General features: G+C 47.0%; 22 protein-coding genes. 11 read left to right on the forward strand and 11 right to left on the reverse strand.

The annotated features are described in order from the left end of the window. Nucleotides 1-18: 18 nt before the first annotated feature. Nucleotides 19-342, forward strand: coding sequence for a 50S ribosomal protein P1 (gene rpl12p, locus MA03_RS05380; protein ID WP_052884914.1), 324 nt, complete (start codon nt 19-21; stop codon nt 340-342). 74 nt (nt 343-416) lie between these two features. Continuing rightward, the gene (locus tag MA03_RS05385) at nt 417-1052 is read left to right on the forward strand and encodes a hypothetical protein (protein ID WP_052884290.1); all 636 of its coding nucleotides are present in this window, start codon (nt 417-419) and stop codon (nt 1050-1052) included. Here MA03_RS05385 and MA03_RS05390 read toward each other — a convergent pair. Then, entirely contained in the window at nt 1039-1860 is an 822-nt protein-coding gene (locus tag MA03_RS05390) for a DUF92 domain-containing protein (RefSeq protein ID WP_052884291.1), read from the reverse strand. The genes MA03_RS05385 and MA03_RS05390 overlap by 14 nt on opposite strands. Nucleotides 1861-2041: 181 nt before the next feature. Between MA03_RS05390 and MA03_RS05395 the strand changes: the two genes are divergently transcribed. Next, the gene (locus MA03_RS05395; RefSeq protein WP_191118439.1) at nt 2042-3268 is read left to right on the forward strand and encodes an NfeD family protein; all 1227 of its coding nucleotides are present in this window, start codon (nt 2042-2044) and stop codon (nt 3266-3268) included. Between the two features lie 26 nt (nt 3269-3294). Then, entirely contained in the window at nt 3295-4167 is an 873-nt protein-coding gene (locus tag MA03_RS05400; RefSeq protein ID WP_052884293.1) for an SPFH domain-containing protein, read from the forward strand. A 1-nt stretch (nt 4168) separates the two neighbouring features. Here MA03_RS05400 and MA03_RS05405 read toward each other — a convergent pair whose 3' ends face one another. The 7 genes from MA03_RS05405 to MA03_RS05430 all read right to left on the reverse strand — a co-directional run bounded on the left by MA03_RS05405 (nt 4169) and on the right by MA03_RS05430 (nt 7905). Next, the gene (locus MA03_RS05405) at nt 4169-4852 is read right to left on the reverse strand and encodes a hypothetical protein (protein WP_052884294.1); all 684 of its coding nucleotides are present in this window, start codon (nt 4850-4852) and stop codon (nt 4169-4171) included. Nucleotides 4853-4854: 2 nt separating this feature from the next. After that, nucleotides 4855-4986: a hypothetical protein gene (locus tag MA03_RS09010; RefSeq protein ID WP_257719659.1), complete on the reverse strand. Its 132-nt coding sequence runs from the start codon at nt 4984-4986 to the stop codon at nt 4855-4857. Further along, complete coding sequence (locus MA03_RS05410; protein WP_191118440.1) at nt 4983-5348, reverse strand: hypothetical protein; 366 nt, start codon at nt 5346-5348, stop codon at nt 4983-4985. Before MA03_RS05410 ends, MA03_RS09010 begins: the two co-directional genes overlap by 4 nt. Beyond that, complete coding sequence (locus MA03_RS05415; protein WP_191118441.1) at nt 5335-5640, reverse strand: ArsR/SmtB family transcription factor; 306 nt, start codon at nt 5638-5640, stop codon at nt 5335-5337. The genes MA03_RS05410 and MA03_RS05415 overlap by 14 nt, the downstream gene beginning before the upstream one ends. A gap of 169 nt (nt 5641-5809) precedes the next feature. Then, nucleotides 5810-6598 (reverse strand): class I fructose-bisphosphate aldolase, encoded by a 789-nt coding sequence (locus MA03_RS05420; protein ID WP_052884297.1) that lies wholly within the window; start codon nt 6596-6598, stop codon nt 5810-5812. Beyond that, nucleotides 6586-6978, reverse strand: coding sequence for a cyclophilin-like fold protein (locus tag MA03_RS05425; protein WP_236944850.1), 393 nt, complete (start codon nt 6976-6978; stop codon nt 6586-6588). Before MA03_RS05425 ends, MA03_RS05420 begins: the two co-directional genes overlap by 13 nt. Before the next feature lie 3 nt (nt 6979-6981). Further along, on the reverse strand, nt 6982-7905 hold the full coding sequence (locus MA03_RS05430; protein WP_052884298.1) for a sugar phosphate isomerase/epimerase family protein: 924 nt from the start codon (nt 7903-7905) through the stop codon (nt 6982-6984). Between the two features lie 59 nt (nt 7906-7964). Between MA03_RS05430 and MA03_RS05435 the strand changes: the two genes are divergently transcribed. After that, nucleotides 7965-8849 (forward strand): AEC family transporter, encoded by an 885-nt coding sequence (locus tag MA03_RS05435; protein ID WP_052884299.1) that lies wholly within the window; start codon nt 7965-7967, stop codon nt 8847-8849. 61 nt (nt 8850-8910) lie between these two features. Continuing rightward, nucleotides 8911-9411: a hypothetical protein gene (locus MA03_RS05440; protein ID WP_052884300.1), complete on the forward strand. Its 501-nt coding sequence runs from the start codon at nt 8911-8913 to the stop codon at nt 9409-9411. A gap of 23 nt (nt 9412-9434) precedes the next feature. Here the strand turns inward: MA03_RS05440 and MA03_RS05445 are convergent, their stop codons facing one another. Next, nucleotides 9435-10397 (reverse strand): isoaspartyl peptidase/L-asparaginase family protein, encoded by a 963-nt coding sequence (locus MA03_RS05445; RefSeq protein ID WP_052884301.1) that lies wholly within the window; start codon nt 10395-10397, stop codon nt 9435-9437. Between the two features lie 66 nt (nt 10398-10463). On the opposite strand from MA03_RS05445, the gene MA03_RS05450 reads away from it, so the two are divergent. Next, entirely contained in the window at nt 10464-10814 is a 351-nt protein-coding gene (locus tag MA03_RS05450; protein ID WP_052884302.1) for a twin-arginine translocase TatA/TatE family subunit, read from the forward strand. Between the two features lie 59 nt (nt 10815-10873). Then, the gene (locus MA03_RS05455; protein WP_052884303.1) at nt 10874-11842 is read left to right on the forward strand and encodes a hypothetical protein; all 969 of its coding nucleotides are present in this window, start codon (nt 10874-10876) and stop codon (nt 11840-11842) included. Nucleotides 11843-11847: 5 nt separating this feature from the next. Here MA03_RS05455 and MA03_RS05460 read toward each other — a convergent pair whose 3' ends face one another. Then, nucleotides 11848-12375 carry a nicotinamide-nucleotide adenylyltransferase gene (locus MA03_RS05460; RefSeq protein WP_052884304.1) on the reverse strand — a complete coding sequence of 176 codons (528 nt, stop codon included), beginning with the start codon at nt 12373-12375 and terminating at the stop codon, nt 11848-11850. A gap of 33 nt (nt 12376-12408) precedes the next feature. On the opposite strand from MA03_RS05460, the gene rnhB reads away from it, so the two are divergent. The 3 genes from rnhB to MA03_RS05475 all read left to right on the forward strand — a co-directional run bounded on the left by rnhB (nt 12409) and on the right by MA03_RS05475 (nt 15390). Further along, nucleotides 12409-13050 (forward strand): ribonuclease HII, encoded by a 642-nt coding sequence (gene rnhB / locus MA03_RS05465; protein ID WP_236944851.1) that lies wholly within the window; start codon nt 12409-12411, stop codon nt 13048-13050. A 46-nt stretch (nt 13051-13096) separates the two neighbouring features. Then, on the forward strand, nt 13097-13699 hold the full coding sequence (locus tag MA03_RS09015) for an acyltransferase (RefSeq protein ID WP_052884305.1): 603 nt from the start codon (nt 13097-13099) through the stop codon (nt 13697-13699). 83 nt (nt 13700-13782) lie between these two features. Continuing rightward, nucleotides 13783-15390 (forward strand): xylulokinase, encoded by a 1608-nt coding sequence (locus tag MA03_RS05475; RefSeq protein ID WP_052884306.1) that lies wholly within the window; start codon nt 13783-13785, stop codon nt 15388-15390. Here the strand turns inward: MA03_RS05475 and MA03_RS05480 are convergent. After that, nucleotides 15385-15642, reverse strand: coding sequence for a winged helix-turn-helix domain-containing protein (locus tag MA03_RS05480; protein ID WP_052884307.1), 258 nt, complete (start codon nt 15640-15642; stop codon nt 15385-15387). The genes MA03_RS05475 and MA03_RS05480 overlap by 6 nt on opposite strands. Nucleotides 15643-15647 lie beyond the last annotated feature (5 nt).

The following is a 15647-nucleotide window of genomic DNA, read 5'->3' on the forward strand; positions in this document are numbered from 1 at the left end:
AGAATCGCGGTGGAAAGAATGGAGTATGTATATGCAAGCTTAATCCTCTACCATGCTGGAAAAGAGATAACAGAGGAAAGCGTGAAGAAAATCCTTGAAGCGGCAGGTATCCAGGTCGACGAGATACGATTGAAAGCTTTGGTAGCCTCTCTCAAGGAAATAAACATCGAAGAAGCCATAAAGACCGCGGCCGTACCTGTTGCCGCGGCTCCTGCAACGGCCCCCGCTACAACAGCCCCTGTTCAGGCTAAGACGGAGGAGGCTAAGAAAGAGGAAGAGAAAAAGGAGGAGGCGCCCGAGGAGACTGTTGAAGAGGGTCTTTCAAGCCTTTTCGGCTTCTGAGAACAGGGATATCATTGTTCAACATTTTTGCTTTACTGCCTTTAATCCGACGGCTGATTGCTTTTTCAACATTGATGTTAGCTGGTTTTACAGACTACCAAAGCAGAGAAGTCGATGATAAAGTATGGATTATCGGTTCGCTTATTATAGCCCCCTTGTTACTCCTTGAGTTCCTCTCGGAAACAATACAACTGGTACTATATGCGGTGTCTATTATAACTATTCTCCTAGTGGCTATTTTAGCGTTAAAGTTTAAGCTAGTAGGGGAGGCTGACATTATCGCCCTTATCTTTATATCCTTCGCTGAGCCACCAAGCCTCAGAAATATTCTGACACTCGTCCCGCCCGCAACAATTGTAATTCTTGCAGGGATACTATCTATGGGTTATATAGCCTATAACGTATACTATAACTGGAGAAATAGGGCTACCTTCCCTGAGCGTACGCCGCTTTACCTCAAGATTATAGCTTATATGACTATGCGAATGATAACTTCCCGAGAATACGAGGAGAAGAGATACATGTATACACCTGCCAACCCTCTAGACCCTTCATTTATCACGAAAACGGACCAGTCAATGGAAACCCCCACGACGGAGAAGTTCTGGGCCGTGGTACTATTACCATATGTAACGCTGCTGGCAATAGCTTTCCTCATATATATTGTGTTGTACTACTCCTACACCTTTACCTTCTTTAGCAAAGGATAAGAAAGCCAAGTAAGCCCACGAGTCCAGTAGCAATAAGGTTTGTCACCTCGTTTGTTATAAACGAGAACCCGCCGGCCGGCAGTGTTTTCTCGCCACAGCTATGCGTTGTTTTGTCGGTAAGCGTCTTGCAACGCGGACAATAGTATTTTCTCTGTAAAGTGGCTCCAACAACGCTGTCAAGAACTTCGCCCAGCCAGCCCAACGCGATTATAAGAGGAACACATGCGTGATTGATATTAAGTAAGCCTAGATTGCTTTCTAGAAGCGCAACTACACCTATAATCGCGGCTCCAAGAATACTTCCCATTGTGCCCAATGGTGTTATCCCGCCTGAGGTGCCTGGCTCTACCTTAACCCAGGGACGAGTAATAAGCCGGGGTCTACCCGGATAAATGGCTCCTAGCTCAGCTGCCCAGGTATCAGCGTTTGATGCCGCAAGAACGGCTAGAGCAGTAGGCAGTAGTTTCTGACGGTAATCTATGAAGAGTCCATGGAGAGCCGTGAATAGTGCGGCGACAAGCCCGGCGCCTATCACCTGGCTAGAAGAACGCCCTCCCTCGCGCTCAGCAGCATCCTTTTGCCTCTTATTTGCATAGCCGAGTTTTGTTATAAGTGAAGATGAGAAGAAAAATGTGAGGGACGCAAGGTAAAGCCCGATACCCCCCATGAAATAAAGGCCTGAGAACATAATGCTTAAAGCCGCAGCTTTGGCGTCGAGATATTTTAGCTTGTAAGCTGCTAGGCCTAGAGGTAAGCCTAACGCGAGCCCGAATGCAAAGTTGAAGATGACGCCGTTAATCTCACTCACGGAAAATAGGAAAACTTTGCTTGGTATATATACTCGCGTTTTAAAGGCTCCAAGTATTGCTTTAAGGCATTGATTAGTCCTATCCTCCTTTAGGAGGGGGAAACGATTCTAAAGCTTTATAACTCTTTATCTGCTAGGCAAACTATAATCTTTATAAGGGAAGAGCTGTTTAAAACACGAGATGCGTAGAACTTCGTTCATAATTTTTGTGATTATACTCGGTCTCCTTCTGGCTGCTCTCAGTAAAGCACAACCAGAAAGTGTAGCTGTAGTAGAGATCCATGGCGGTATTGATGAGGGGAAAGTTTACCTTGTAAAGAAGGGCTTATCCATTGTCAACGGGGGCATTCTCATACTGGTAATTGATAGTTATGGAGGCTACGTCAAGTCCATGGACGAGATAATCTCTCTCCTCAAGACCTGCCAGTGCAGAACCATAGCTTTCCTGCCTCCAGGCTCTAAAGCCGTCTCAGCAGCCACCGGCGTAGCGCTAGCAGCCTCAAAACTCTATGTCGGTGACGGCGCAGTCATTGGAGCATGTAAGCCAACACCGTCAAATGACAAGACAGAGGCCTATATGATTTCGAGGTTCACTGGGCTTCTTGAAGAGAAAAAGATCCAAAAGCCTGATCTACTTGCCCGTGAACTCGTCATAGAAAATAAAGCGTTTACCGCGAGGGAGGCGTTAGATTTAGGCCTTGCAGACGCGAGGGCAGGGAGCCTCGGCGAGGTATTAAGGGCGGAGGGTCTTGAGGGATTGCCTATCTCATACCTCAGAGACGATCTGGTCAGCGAGGCGCTCTCTCTTTTAATAGATCCTGGTATTGCGCTCCTCTTGGCTGTCCTAGGAGTACTTCTACTAGCACTGGAGTTCCATGTTACGGGGTTTCAGGGATGGGGTGTGATAGGGGGCGCCCTTATTTTAACGGCACTTTACACGTTCAACCTAATCGGGATCAACCTTTATGCATTTTTACTCGTTTCACTCGGCGTAGTGCTTATCCTCCTTGAGCTCTTCAAGCCGGGTATACAGGTCTTTGGGCTTAGCGGTGGACTTCTAGTCGGTATTGGGATTGCTGTTGAATACTATACTCAGCCCTACCATGCTCTCTCATCATTCACTGTAACTGCACTAGTCCTGTTGGGATTAATTGGAGTCTTTATAGCCCTCATAATCTACAAGGCTTCTCAAACCCTCGGGATGAAGACGCTAAGCCTTGAGGAGAAACTCATAGGCAAAACGGGTTACGCGAAAACAGGAATAACACCCGGAAAGAGAGGAGTAGTATATGTAGAGGGAGAGGATTGGACAGCAGAAAGCGACGATGAAATACGAGAAGGACAGAGAATAATTGTAGAAGCTGTGAGGGGCCTCGTTCTAAAGGTGAGGCCTGCGGAAAGCAAATAAAACAGTACCCCCGTGTATGTTTTGATATGGGTCCCCTCTCTGTTTTCTTAGCCTTTGTAGTCTTGATAGTCTTTGCCAGCATAATAGCCTCGAGTATTCGTATAGTTCCAGAGTATCAAAGAATAGTTGTTTTAAGGCTTGGAAGAGTAGTAAAGGTCGCGGGTCCAGGGCTCGTGCTGCTAATTCCTTTCATCGATAGAGGTATAGTTGTCGATCTTCGAGAACAATATATAGAAGTCACGAAGCAGACTTGCATCACGAAGGATAATGCTCCCGTAGACATCGACTTCCTCATATACTTCAGGGTCATAGACCCGACGAAAAGCGTGGTAGAAGTATCCGATTTTAGGGGGGCGGCTATAGGTATAGCTACCACAACTTTACGTGCAGTCGTCGGCGATATTGACCTAGACCAGGTTCTGGCAAAACGGGAGTACATAAACGAGGTGCTCCGTGAGAAGCTCGATGAAGTGACAGCAAGGTGGGGCGTCAAGGTGACAGCCGTAGAAATACGTGAAATAATACCTCCACGGGAGGTTCAAGAGGCTATGATTAAACAGATGTCCGCCGAGAGGAACAGGAGAGCCATGGTAACCGAGGCTGAAGGAAAACGTGAAGCAGCCATACGTGTGGCTCAGGGAGAAAAGGAGGCGCTCATCCTCAAAGCGGAGGGCGAAAAACAAGCAGCTATACTAAAGGCGGAGGGTCAGGCCCTAGCCCTGCGCTACGTTGATGAGGAAGCTAGAAAACTGGACTCGAAGACCGTCCTCCTACAGTACTTTGGAGCGCTCGAGGCGATAGCATCTTCCCCATCTACAAAGATAGTGCTTCCCATGGAACTCTTCAAACTACTTGGGCCCCTTCAGGAGTACTTCGCTGGGAAGAAAGAAGATAAATGATTTATTTTTCCTGTATTACCTCTCCTTGAACCTCGCCTTCTATTCGTGCCTTACCCCTCAGGATGATACGCCTGGCACGCACAGGCGCCTTCACAGTCACATTGTAGATAGTGACCTCCTCAGCATCTATCTTTGAAGCCTCAAGGACAGGCACATCTCCTCCTGAAAGCAACTTGATAAGCTTCACCACACCATACTTTTCAGCCGTCTTGACCTCAAGCTTCTTAACTGAGACCTCCCCAACCTTTGACTCGTCAGACAGATTCAGCACTAAATGTTCCCCCTCCGTCTTACCCAAGATACGGATACCCCCCTCAATTCTAGCGAAGGTGAACGTTAGACAGCCGATAGAAATCCCACCGGTTAATAGTGCCTCCTCCGCCTCTAGACACCCCATAACCTTTAAAGCGCCGGCAGAGCTAACCCTTTTAGCCTTAAGAGAGCCTAGCACTTTAACTGCTCCCGCCAGCTTCGCCTCGACTGCAACTACATTCCCACTGAAGACCGCGGAGCCAGCCACACTCACCCTCTCGGATTCTACGTCGCCTTCAACCTTCCCCGCCCCGCTTATCTTAATCTCCTGATAGTATCCGCCGTTAGCCTTTCCAGCCCCCGAGATGCTGAGACTTCCTCTTCTTTTTTTCCCACTCAAGGCTGACTCGTACGAGTCGAATAACTCGCTCATAACTAAACACCTGCCTTCTCGAATATTCTCTTTATCTCTTCAAGAAGCTCCCTTATCTCCTTAAGCCTCTTAAGCACAAGCTCCTCAACCTCTTCATCGCTGAGTTCCACATACTTCAGCTCTTTTTCACTCAAACCCCCATCCCCTCCTTCAAGATATCACGTATCTCCTCGAGCTCCTTCTTGATCGCGTCAAGTTCTTCAAGCATTGCGCGCTGGCGTGCACGATAAGCTAGGATCTTCTTCTCTGTTTCTCTCATTTTGAGCTCAATGCCTCGGTCGCCCACTTCCTCTAATGGTTTTACAAGTGTGAAAACTAGACTGAAGAAGCCTAGCGCCGCACCAGACAGGATACTTAGAGCCGCCACAACACCACCAAAAAGCGGGTCAAGGGTTCGGGCGGATACACCTTTTATAACTTCGAGAGGAATATAGAAGACTAGAAGGGCTACAAGCCCCAGCATCAGTACAAAAACTACTATGTTACTCAGCTTCAAGTTTCTCACCCATCCTCTTTAAAAGATCAGGTGAAACCACTATTTTGAACTCTGTAAGAGAGTAGACCTTCTTGGGGCGAGGACCTGGGACTATTTCTCCCTTTATAAAGCCTGTTCTTTCCAGTAGGGAAACATGAAGGTGTGTAAGCGGGTATGAGAGCCCTAGAAGTTTCGAGAGCTCATATGCATGCCTTGGCTTTACAGCTATTAGGGAAAGCATCTTTAAACGTATAGGGTTTGCAAGCACTTGTAACACCTCTGCGAGTTCTTCGATTTTATATTCATGTGCCATTGCATCAAATAATGTAATGTCAAACTTATATATAAATTTAATCTTATACTTGGCTGAATGAAAAATCTCGTCTATCGTTGCAACAGCTAAAACTTCGAGTTGCTTTCGAGTAAAATAGGTTGAGAACATTATAAACAAGAAGAGAAGAAAATTTGTGAAATTACAGCCTCTACGAGAGAGAATACTTCTTCAAAACTTCCAAGTGAGAGGCCCCACCATGAATAATCTCCATTAAGGCTTTGACAACCCTGTCAGGGCTCTCATGTTGAAATATATTACGCCCGATCGCCGCACCGGCAGCACCAGATTTCACGGCTTCCTCGACCTTGGAAAGAACTTCACTCAGTGGAGCCTTTGATGCGCCGAGAACAACCACAGGCACCGGTGTTTTTTTCGTAACGATGGAAAAGTCACTAGCGTAAACGGTCTTCACTATATCAGCGCCGAGCTCTGCTGCTATTCTAGCCCCGTATGCCACGACCTCTGCATCTACACTGGTAAAGACAGGAGGTTTGGGAACCACCTCTGCCATTACCGGTATGCCTAGGGGTTCTGCTTCTTCGACCACTCTGGCTAGTTTCTCCCAGAGCATAGACTCGTTTCTACTTCCCGGATATATCATGACGCTGACAGCGTCCGCTCCCGAATAAACGGCGCGTGCTACCGAGGAGATAAGCCTATCATCGGTTTCGTCTTGGCTTCGCGTCGTCCCGGTTCCATCTATCCTGGCTACTACAAAAACGTTGGACAAAAGCTCATGGTATCTTTGGATCATGGCAGGAGTAAGCATCACAGCATCCGGCCGCCCCTCTAAGACCTTTTCCAGCGTAGAAGCCATGTCCTCGATCCCCGGTATCGGCCCATGCCGTCGCCCGTGGTCAAGGGCAACAATGAGAGCCCTGCCGTCCTTGAAAAGCCTCTTAATCCTTATCTTTTTCCCCGGGCTCAAGGTTCCCACTCTACTCGCACTTTCTCCCCACTCTTTACCTTTTTAAGGAGGGTGAGGTCTCCGACGATCTTCCCAAAAACATTTACGGGGCTAGCTGGCCTAATCTCACCTCTCCTGCTTGCTGGTGTTGGGCCAAAGAATAAGCATAGAGCGTCCCCGGGTGGCCAGTAAGCTACGTCACCCTTCTCAACAACATCGGAGCCTACTTCCTGACCAATGCTAACAGGGGTTGAGAAGTAGATTTCATCCCCCCAAAGATGAACTCTACTCTCAAAGGGGGTTGCCTTTATAATGGCCTCAGCAGTCTTGGGATTCTTCCCAGTAAGCTCTACCTCTACGACCCCTATGCTCTCAGGGAATATTATTTTAAGCTTTCCCGTCTCAATCACCCCTTAAAAAACTAGTTTCGCGAATGCCGTATATAGAACGCCTTTCGCAGCCTCTACAACTTCCCTCCAGTGCTGACCCTCTTCAGGTTTCACCTCGAAGCCAATAGCGCCCACATAGTTTATCTCGTCTAAAACCTTGAGAAGATGAGAAACCTCCTCGACCCCGTTTATAGCTCCGGGCCTGTAGAAGCCTGGGTGCCAATCCATTAGCTTTCCGTCGGGTAGTTTCTTGGTACAGCCTATATGAATGTGAGATAGATAGTTTCTTGCGATCTTTAGGTCTTCAGGGCTCTCTCCCAACATTGGAGCGTGGCTGAGATCCCAGAGCAATCCAATATTATTGTACTCCTGCCTAACCTCCTCGACAACACTCACAGCCTCACGAATCGGACCAATGAGTTGTCTTTTGTCCCAGTCTCGGTCGAAGGTCTCTAAGATCAAGCTAACCCCTAGTTTCGAGCTGAAAGCTGCGAGCTCTTTAAGGCTCTTGACTAATGAATCTTTAGCGGCTTCCCTGTTATCTGACCCAGGATCCGCTCCGCTAGAGAAACCCACCTTCCTTACACCCCTTTCAGCCGCCTTCCTGATTGCCTGAGACAGGGCTTCAACAGCCTCTTTCCTTTTTTGCTCAATTATCGAGGCAGGGTTGTAACCCTGTGCTGTGGTCATGGGTTGTAAGCCAATTGCTAGGTCGACACCCGAGTTCTTGATCACAGGTTCGAGCTGGCGCCATATATCGTCGCTTAAAAGGTTCACCTCGATCATGTCGAAGAACGGGTCATTCGTGAGAACACGTATAGCCTCGAGAGAGGACTGCAAATCATTTTTCATTAGGAGCGGATGGGCCATAAATGCGACGATGCTAACCTTCCAGGGGAAGGGGACAGCATGAATGTATCTCCCTTTTTTAGAGAGAACTGCGAACATTTTAGATCGTTATTGAAATTGATGGAAGAGTTATTAAAGGTTGCTTACTAGCTGGAATTATGTTTCAAGAACTGTTCAACATTTACACGCCAATTATTTTTGGGGTCCTGATCGGCCTACTACTTAAGCCAACTAATGAGGAGCTTGCCTTCTTAGCAAAAATCGTCGTGTACATATTTCTATCATCTTTGCTCTTCGTGGCAGCCTATACAAGGTTTTCAAGGAACCCTGACCCCCAAGTTCTTATCCTCTCTTTGCTGAGCAGCCTCGGTTCCCTACTCACGTTTATTTTTACAAGGTTGATGAGGGAGAATCCAGAGATTACGCTCACCGCAATGTATGCGAACGCTGGATACCTTCCTGTAGGCATAGCGCAGTCTCTCTATGGTGAAGAAGGCGTTGCAAGCGTTGGCTTCTATATTCTGGGCAACAATGCCACTTCTAATATACTAGCACCAACCCTGTCCAAACACAGAATAGTTGATCTGAAAAATATGATAACTCGAGTTGTAACTTTTCCTCCAGTTACGGCTATTCTCCTAGGCTCGCTTATAGGCTTGTCCGGACTAAAAATACCAGACTCCTTGATAATGGTTTTAAAACCCTTCTCAGATTCAGCCGCATCAATAGCGCTTCTTGAACTAGGGCTCGAGTTCAGCATGAACCCTCGCTTGGACTTAGACGGGTTCAAAGCATACTTTTACCGCCTTGCAATAGTAATACCTCTCACCCTTGTTTTCACAAATAACGTGGCTATGAGGGGGGTCGACAGAAACGTAGCTATAATCGAGAGCGTTATGCCTGGCGCTGTTTCCTGCGTACCTATCTCGCGGGAACTTGGACTAGATGCGTCTAAAGTTGCTAGAATAATTTTTACCTCGACTTTGCTTTCAACAGCAGTCGCTCTTCCCATAGTGGTATACGCGATGGGTCTACTTTTTTAGCGTATGTACTGTGGCTACGTTTAATTTATATGAATAAAAGGGGGTAAAGAGGAGTGTAATGATGAAATCGCTAGTGCTGCTTACGGGAGCCCTTATTCTGCTTCTGTACTCCATTTATGCTTTATACAGCTTCGAATCGAGTTCAAAGATAGGGACACAGACGACTCCTACCAGTACAGGGCCTCTTAAGATTGCTGCGACTGAGAAGCATCCTGAAGAAAACACAACAACCAAGGAGGCATCGACTCCCTTAAGTGGCATACCTTACGTTGTCTCGTTAACTCTTATACTGCTTCCGATCTCCCTGATAACATTATCTATGTTAACCTTGGTAAACTACTTAAGAAATAGAGAGGGAAGGTTGGGGTCTCTTGTGAGAAAACTATCCCTTGCCAGGAGTGCCTCACTCTCGAGTTTAGTTGCCTCGCTTGTTTCTCTGCTCTTAAATCTCTTTTTAGATAAACCCCTTATTTCCCTTTTATCCTTAATAGTACTACTAGGGTCACTTGTATTATATGTTAGGTCACGTCGCGCCTTGAAAACACTTAATGAACTACTCTAGGGCCTTATTGTCTCACATTCAGGTTACGATTTATATGCTCCCGCCAATTCTTCATTAGCAAGTAGAGCTATCATAGGACCTTTCTCGGTGCTTATAAATCCCCTTATGAAGACCTCGCAATTAGTTGCTAGGCCGATTCTTCCATGAGAGTCTAACGCGATAAGACCAATGCTGTTTTCCTGGCCGAAAAGCTGAGTTATCTCTCCTACAACTTCTTCAACGGCCTTTTCCACGATCAAACCACTCTTGACCTTGAAAGCGACTTTCACCGAGGCAAGATACCGTGCAATAAGCTCACCTATACCCGTTGCTGACACAGCTACAACACCATTCTCAGCATACACACCCGCCCCCGGCAGAGGAGTATCTCCCACACGCCCGGGGAGCTTCAACCATAAGCCTCCTGTGCTGGTCGCAGCCGAAAGGTTTCCTTCCTTGTCTATGGCCACTGCACCGACTGTGTCTGAGAAGAAGTGCTTTGCAACCTCAAAGTTTTTTCTCCAGAGTTCGTAATCCTTCTCACCCACCATTTTTATGAGCTCGACATACCTTTCCTGTAGCCTGTTACTTGGCTTGCCGGCAGGATCCAGGCCTAGAATTTCAGCAAGCTTATCGGCTCCTGACCCGACAAGGAAAACATGGTCCGTCCTCTCCATAACTCTTCGTGCAAGAGTCACTGCATTCCAGGTGTACTTTACGGAGGCAACCGCGCCAAAGCTTAGATTCTTGCCGAACATTACGCTTGCATCCCGCTCCTGTTCTCCAAGAAGGTTTAAGGCTGCACCCTTGCCGGCGTTGAGTATGCCGGAGGCCTCCATTGCTTTCACGGCTTCCTCAACAGCATCGAGTGAACTGCCGGACTTTAATGCCTTGAAACCGTCTTCTAGAGCCCCTCTTAGGGTCTTTTCAATTTCTTTTCTCTCTTCCTGTAGAGACTGTCTATATCTGCCGGCGCCCCCGTGTATAACTAGTACTTCCCTGCTCATGCTCAATAAACGGAGGCTGTAGAAATATTTTTTACTATGTGTTGAAACAGCTCATTAGGTGCTAGAATGTATCCTGTAAGCGGCTCCCCAATAATTCCCCTACAGTTTAATCTAGGTCCCACCGAGATCCTCTTGTTAATCATAATCGCCCTGATCCTATTTGGGCCGAGAAAGCTCCCAGAGCTAGCGAAAGCCGCCGGAGAGGCTGTCAGGATCTTCAGGGAGGAAAGCCAAAAGATAACCTCTTCTATCGAGGAATCTACCTCTACAAAGACTTCCGCCTCATCAGCGAGCTCTCTGTCCGACGAGGATCTGAAGAAACTTGCCGAGAAACTCGGTGTGAAGAGCGAAGGAAAGTCTCGAGAAGAATTGATAAATGAAGTTATAAAGAAAGCTAAGGAGAAGGGGTTAATCTAGAATACTTTTTTCAACAATACTCTTTTCTTATAGCAGAGACCCTCATATTTAGAGAAATTATGGAGGTTGTTTTAAAGAAAAAACCAAAGAAGGAGCTTTTAGATTTCCTAGCGCAGTCAAGCCAAAGGGTAAGCGAGGAAATCGAGCTTGTCGAGAAATTATATGAGGACCTTCTTAGAAAGGGTCAGTCCAACCCATTTCTGAAAAACCTTATTGACCGCTTGATTGGAGAACTAAGAATCCCCGAGCCACCCTTGCCGCCTGAGGCCGATAAACTTCCCAGGAGTCTTGAGGAGTACGAGAAAAACCTGAGGAGTCTTGAGGAGAACCTAAGAGAGATTTTAAAGTTCCTGGATAAGGTTGAAAAAATTTTGCCCGAAGTTGAGAGCGGTATAGAGAAGGTGGAGAAAACAGCGGAGCTATTGAAACCAATAAATCCAAGTCTTGTCAACACAGCTTATAGACAAGTTTCAAAGGTCAGACGTATACAAGAACTTGTATTAAATGACCCTAAACCCGCGCTTCTAATAGATCTCGAGAAAGGTTTAGAAGATATCGAGAGAACTAATAGAGTACTCCTCGCTGAATACGAGAAAACCCTCGACTTTATACAAAGAGACCTGAATATTACACGCGAGCTCGTAGAAAAGGCTTTGAGCGTGACCATGCTCCAGGATAGGTCAATACTTACGCGTGAACTCGGGATTCTCGACGAACTTGCTAGAAAAATTAATGAACTTAAAATGCATCCCCAACCATTCGAGACTAGAGAGTTTTACTCTGAGCTGGATAGAATTAAGAGACTCGCCCAAGACATGATGCAGAAAAGCTTGACGCCTGAGGAAATAAAGGTGTTTGAGGCAATTTCATGGCTCCGCTCGGGGGGCGAAAGCAAGGTACTAGACTTCGCAGAGTTTGTCGAGATGGTAAGCAGGAAGAGTGGTGTGCCGTGGAATCAGACACTTGAGATACTTTACAAGCTATCAAAGGCTCGCGCGGTCAAACTGGTAACAAGAATATTGTCTTAGAAGGGTTAAAGCTTAACGACGACATTTTCGGAGCTGGAAAGGGCTTTCACGCGCTCGACTCCTCTGATACTCTTAATATATTCCGCTACACGAGTTGGAACCGTGTTTTCCCACCTGTCACCCTTTGCCATGGCTTCCCGAATTCTCCTACCCTGAAGCTCCTCCCTATTATACTGGGGAGCCTCGAGAACCTTATATCCGCTCGCCTCGGCGAGCATCTTTACAAAGGCGTTTCCAGTACATACTGCTTCGAAGCGAGGTACACGCCTCGACACGTATGAAAGCCAGAGTGAATTATCAGGTATATTGTCGAGAGACAAGACGAAGAGCCTGTCCCAAAACTCCCAGAGGGCAAGTCGAAGCATCTCGAGCCTTTCTCCCGCCGTAAATGGATTTTCAACCGTATAGTTGTACTGCCCCGCGGTAACGAGAATAATGACCTCTTTACTAATCGAGAGAAGCCACTTTACCACTTGTACATGCCCGTTGTGCACAGGTTGAAATCGACCCGGGAAAAGTACACGACTGAACATAACGTATAATTGTTTTTTCATAAGATAAACTGTGTGGCTTGGATAGCGGGCGTAGACGAGGCAGGCAGGGGCCCCGTGATAGGCCCTATGGTTGTAGCACTAGTAGCCCTCGATGAGTCGAGAATCGGCATTCTTGAAAACATCGGTGTCAAAGATTCTAAGATGCTTTCTCCAAGCCGTCGAGAGAGGATTAGAAAGATTCTGGAGGAGATTTTGGAGTATACCGCAATAAGGGTTGTCCAACCTAGGGAGATAGACGAGGCAGTTGAGGGAATAAGTTCCGAGAATCTAAACAGCCTAGAGGCTACAGTTATAGCTGACCTTGTCCTCCAGGCGTTAAAGAAAATAGGTTTAAGCCGGGTATATGTGGACTCTCCTGATCCGGTTGCCGAGAGGTTCGGCAGAATCCTTGCAACGAGGATAAACAAGGATATCGTAGTCGTTGCTGAGAACCACGCCGACATAAAATACCCGATTGTCTCAGCGGCCTCCATAATAGCGAAGAGCGAGAGAGAAAAAATTATTTCCGAGCTGAAGCGAGTATACGGGGACTTCGGCTCCGGATATCCCTCGGACCCTAAGACGAGAGAGTTTCTGAAAAGACTCTTGGAAAACAATCGTGAGTTGCCCCCGATAGTCAGGAGGAGCTGGAAAACATTAAGTAGATTAATGTGACGTGGTGCTTAAAAAGCCCCTAATCTTATAGCTTCAAGGAAAGCCCATGAGCCAAAGTAAATACTTCGCCCATCCCACAGCTGTTGTAGAGGATGGGGCGAAAATTGGAGAGAACACTAGGATATGGCATTTCGCGCATATAAGGAGCGGGGCAATAGTCGGAAGTGGTTGTAACATAGGAAAGGATGTCTATATAGACTCAGGCGCCGTTGTAGGCGACAGGGTTAAGATACAAAACGGAGTCTCAATTTACAGGGGAGTTGTAATCGAGGATGACGTTTTCATCGGCCCATACGCCGTATTCACCAACGATAAGTACCCGCGCGCCTTTTCAACTGACTGGCAAGTAGTTCCGACAAGGATCCGTAAGGGTGCATCGATAGGAGCCAATGCAACGATCGTCTGCGGTGTTACTATCGGGGAATACGCGATGGTGGCCGCTGGAAGCGTAGTTACAAAAGACGTGCCCCCTCATGGCCTGGTTGTAGGAAACCCTGCACGACTCATAGGGTTTGTCTGTTATTGTGGGAGGCCTCTGAAGGATAGAATAGCCGAGACCAATGAAGAAGTAGTATTCAAGTGTTCCCATTGTGGAAGAGAGGTGAGTATAAGGAAGGAATTCCTCAGAATTCTCGAGAGGAAAAAGTGATTTATTTTTAAATCTCAACATGGGTAACAAATAATAACGATTAGTAAGAACCCTTTATCTCTAGATTACTTGATATAATCTTGATGGAGAAAGAGTATATTCTCGCGATAGATGTTGGGACAACCACGGTAAAAACGGCGCTATTCAATATAAACGGTCAACTCTTAGCAGTAGAGGGCCGCGAATACCCTACATACTATCCCCGACCCGGGTGGGCTGAACAAGACCCGGAGGATTGGTGGAATACCACCGTACAAATCGTGAGAAACATCCTTGCACGTACAAAGGTAAACCCCAAGGGAATTCTAGGGATTTGTGCAAGCAGTCAACGCGAGACGATGGCCTTCATAGACTCATATGGGCGTAGCCTAGGTAGAGTCCCTATATGGATGGATAGACGTAGCACGCCTCAGGCTGAAAAGATAAAAGAGCGTTTAAGCCCTAAGAGAATCTATGAGAAAACTGGACTTGTGGTCGACGCCACGTTTACAGCGACTAAGCTCTTATGGTTTAAGGAGAATAACCCCGAATTTTTGGAAAAGGCGAAGGTAGGTTTACAGCCCAAGGATTATATCATATTCAAGTTGACTGGAAAGGCTGTAACCGACCACACTGTGGCTTCCAGAACTATGCTATTCAATATAAACACGAGCCAGTGGGATCACGAACTAATATCGGAGCTCGGACTAGAGGAATACTCACATCTTCTACCCGAATCTCTCCCAAGCTGGGAAATAGTCGGCGAGGTCACACCTGAGTCTTCCCAGACAACCGGTCTCGCCGAGGGAACTCCTGTGCTTGCAGGGACAGGAGATAGAACCGCCGAGATACTAGGTGCAGGTATTCTTTCCTCTGATAAAGTAGAAGAGTCAACAGGTACAGGTTCGACAACCGCCACTCTTCTAGGCACTCCCATGCTGGATCCGAAGATGAGATACTCGGTTGGCGTAGGTCCAATTCCTGGAAGCTGGGCTCTAGAGGCAGGCATGTCCACCGCGGGAGCTATCTTGCGCTGGTTCAGGGATCAACTAGCAGAAGGAGTTAACCTTCTCGCCACATCCACGAGACGCCGAGCCTACGAGTATCTAGACATGGAGGCAGAATATATACCCCCGGGTTCCAATGGACTAATAGTTTTGCCCTTCTTCTCGGGTGCTAGATCACCAAGGTGGAATCCTTATGCTAGAGGAGTAATATTCGGATTGACAGTCTTCCATACGAGGGCACATGTTTTCAGGGCTATGATGGAGGGTATTGCCTACGAGGTGAGAAAAATCCTGGAAGTTCTTAGAGAAGTGAACGTCAAGCCAAGAGAACTTGTATTAATGGGTGGTGGAGCCAAGTCGCCGACCTGGGCAAGGATCAAAGCTAATGTTACTGGTTTGGAGGTGGTTCTACCAGAACTACTAGACGCTGCGTTAGGCGGAGACGCTATACTTGTTTCAGTTGCTAGCGGCGCCCTCTCGAGCTATGATGAGGCTTCAAGAGTATTCTTTAAGGAAAAACTAAGAATAACCCCAGACAAATCACAGATAGAAATATACGACAAGTATTATGCTCTCTATGAGAAGCTAGCAGAAGTATTAGATGCATACTTCAAGGAGGTTTCGCAACTTGGAGAAATCACACCGCCTACACCTTCATGGGACATTGAGCGGCTTATCCATCTGTTAATGAAGCTAGAGTCATAGTTTTCCTAGATAGTCTTTTAGCCACGTTACGACCCTCTCATAGCTCTCTCGACCCTGTTGTGTGAGCTCTAAATATTCACCGTCCTTATCCTCTATTAATCGGACGAGCTTCTTCTCCTGGAGCCATTCAATATATTTAATAAAAGCAGGATAATTGAGCCTACTCGCCATCTGCAGGTGGGTCTTCTTCATTCTTCCCTCATTATATAGCGCATCGAGGATCCGCGCTATGACGATTATGTCGGGCCGCATTATCT

The organism is Thermofilum uzonense, from assembly GCF_000993805.1.
Lineage (GTDB): Archaea > Thermoproteota > Thermoprotei > Thermofilales > Thermofilaceae > Thermofilum > Thermofilum uzonense.

Excerpts from the sequence above, each read along its gene's own strand:
- MA03_RS05385 (WP_052884290.1), top strand. The coding sequence starts at position 417 with ATGTTAGCTGGTTTTACAGACTACCAAAGCAGAGAAGTCGATGATAAA.
- MA03_RS05405 (WP_052884294.1), bottom strand. The coding sequence starts at position 4,852 with ATGAGCGAGTTATTCGACTCGTACGAGTCAGCCTTGAGTGGGAAAAAA.
- MA03_RS05415 (WP_191118441.1), bottom strand. The coding sequence starts at position 5,640 with ATGGCACATGAATATAAAATCGAAGAACTCGCAGAGGTGTTACAAGTG.
- MA03_RS05480 (WP_052884307.1), bottom strand. The coding sequence starts at position 15,642 with ATGCGGCCCGACATAATCGTCATAGCGCGGATCCTCGATGCGCTATAT.
- MA03_RS05395 (WP_191118439.1), top strand. The coding sequence starts at position 2,042 with ATGCGTAGAACTTCGTTCATAATTTTTGTGATTATACTCGGTCTCCTT.
- MA03_RS05445 (WP_052884301.1), bottom strand. The coding sequence starts at position 10,397 with ATGAGCAGGGAAGTACTAGTTATACACGGGGGCGCCGGCAGATATAGA.
- MA03_RS05440 (WP_052884300.1), top strand. The coding sequence starts at position 8,911 with ATGAAATCGCTAGTGCTGCTTACGGGAGCCCTTATTCTGCTTCTGTAC.
- MA03_RS05455 (WP_052884303.1), top strand. The coding sequence starts at position 10,874 with ATGGAGGTTGTTTTAAAGAAAAAACCAAAGAAGGAGCTTTTAGATTTC.
- MA03_RS05430 (WP_052884298.1), bottom strand. The coding sequence starts at position 7,905 with ATGTTCGCAGTTCTCTCTAAAAAAGGGAGATACATTCATGCTGTCCCC.
- MA03_RS05435 (WP_052884299.1), top strand. The coding sequence starts at position 7,965 with ATGTTTCAAGAACTGTTCAACATTTACACGCCAATTATTTTTGGGGTC.
- MA03_RS09015 (WP_052884305.1), top strand. The coding sequence starts at position 13,097 with ATGAGCCAAAGTAAATACTTCGCCCATCCCACAGCTGTTGTAGAGGAT.
- MA03_RS05450 (WP_052884302.1), top strand. The coding sequence starts at position 10,464 with ATGTATCCTGTAAGCGGCTCCCCAATAATTCCCCTACAGTTTAATCTA.
- rpl12p (WP_052884914.1), top strand. The coding sequence starts at position 19 with ATGGAGTATGTATATGCAAGCTTAATCCTCTACCATGCTGGAAAAGAG.
- MA03_RS05475 (WP_052884306.1), top strand. The coding sequence starts at position 13,783 with ATGGAGAAAGAGTATATTCTCGCGATAGATGTTGGGACAACCACGGTA.
- MA03_RS05460 (WP_052884304.1), bottom strand. The coding sequence starts at position 12,375 with ATGTTCAGTCGTGTACTTTTCCCGGGTCGATTTCAACCTGTGCACAAC.
- MA03_RS05400 (WP_052884293.1), top strand. The coding sequence starts at position 3,295 with ATGGGTCCCCTCTCTGTTTTCTTAGCCTTTGTAGTCTTGATAGTCTTT.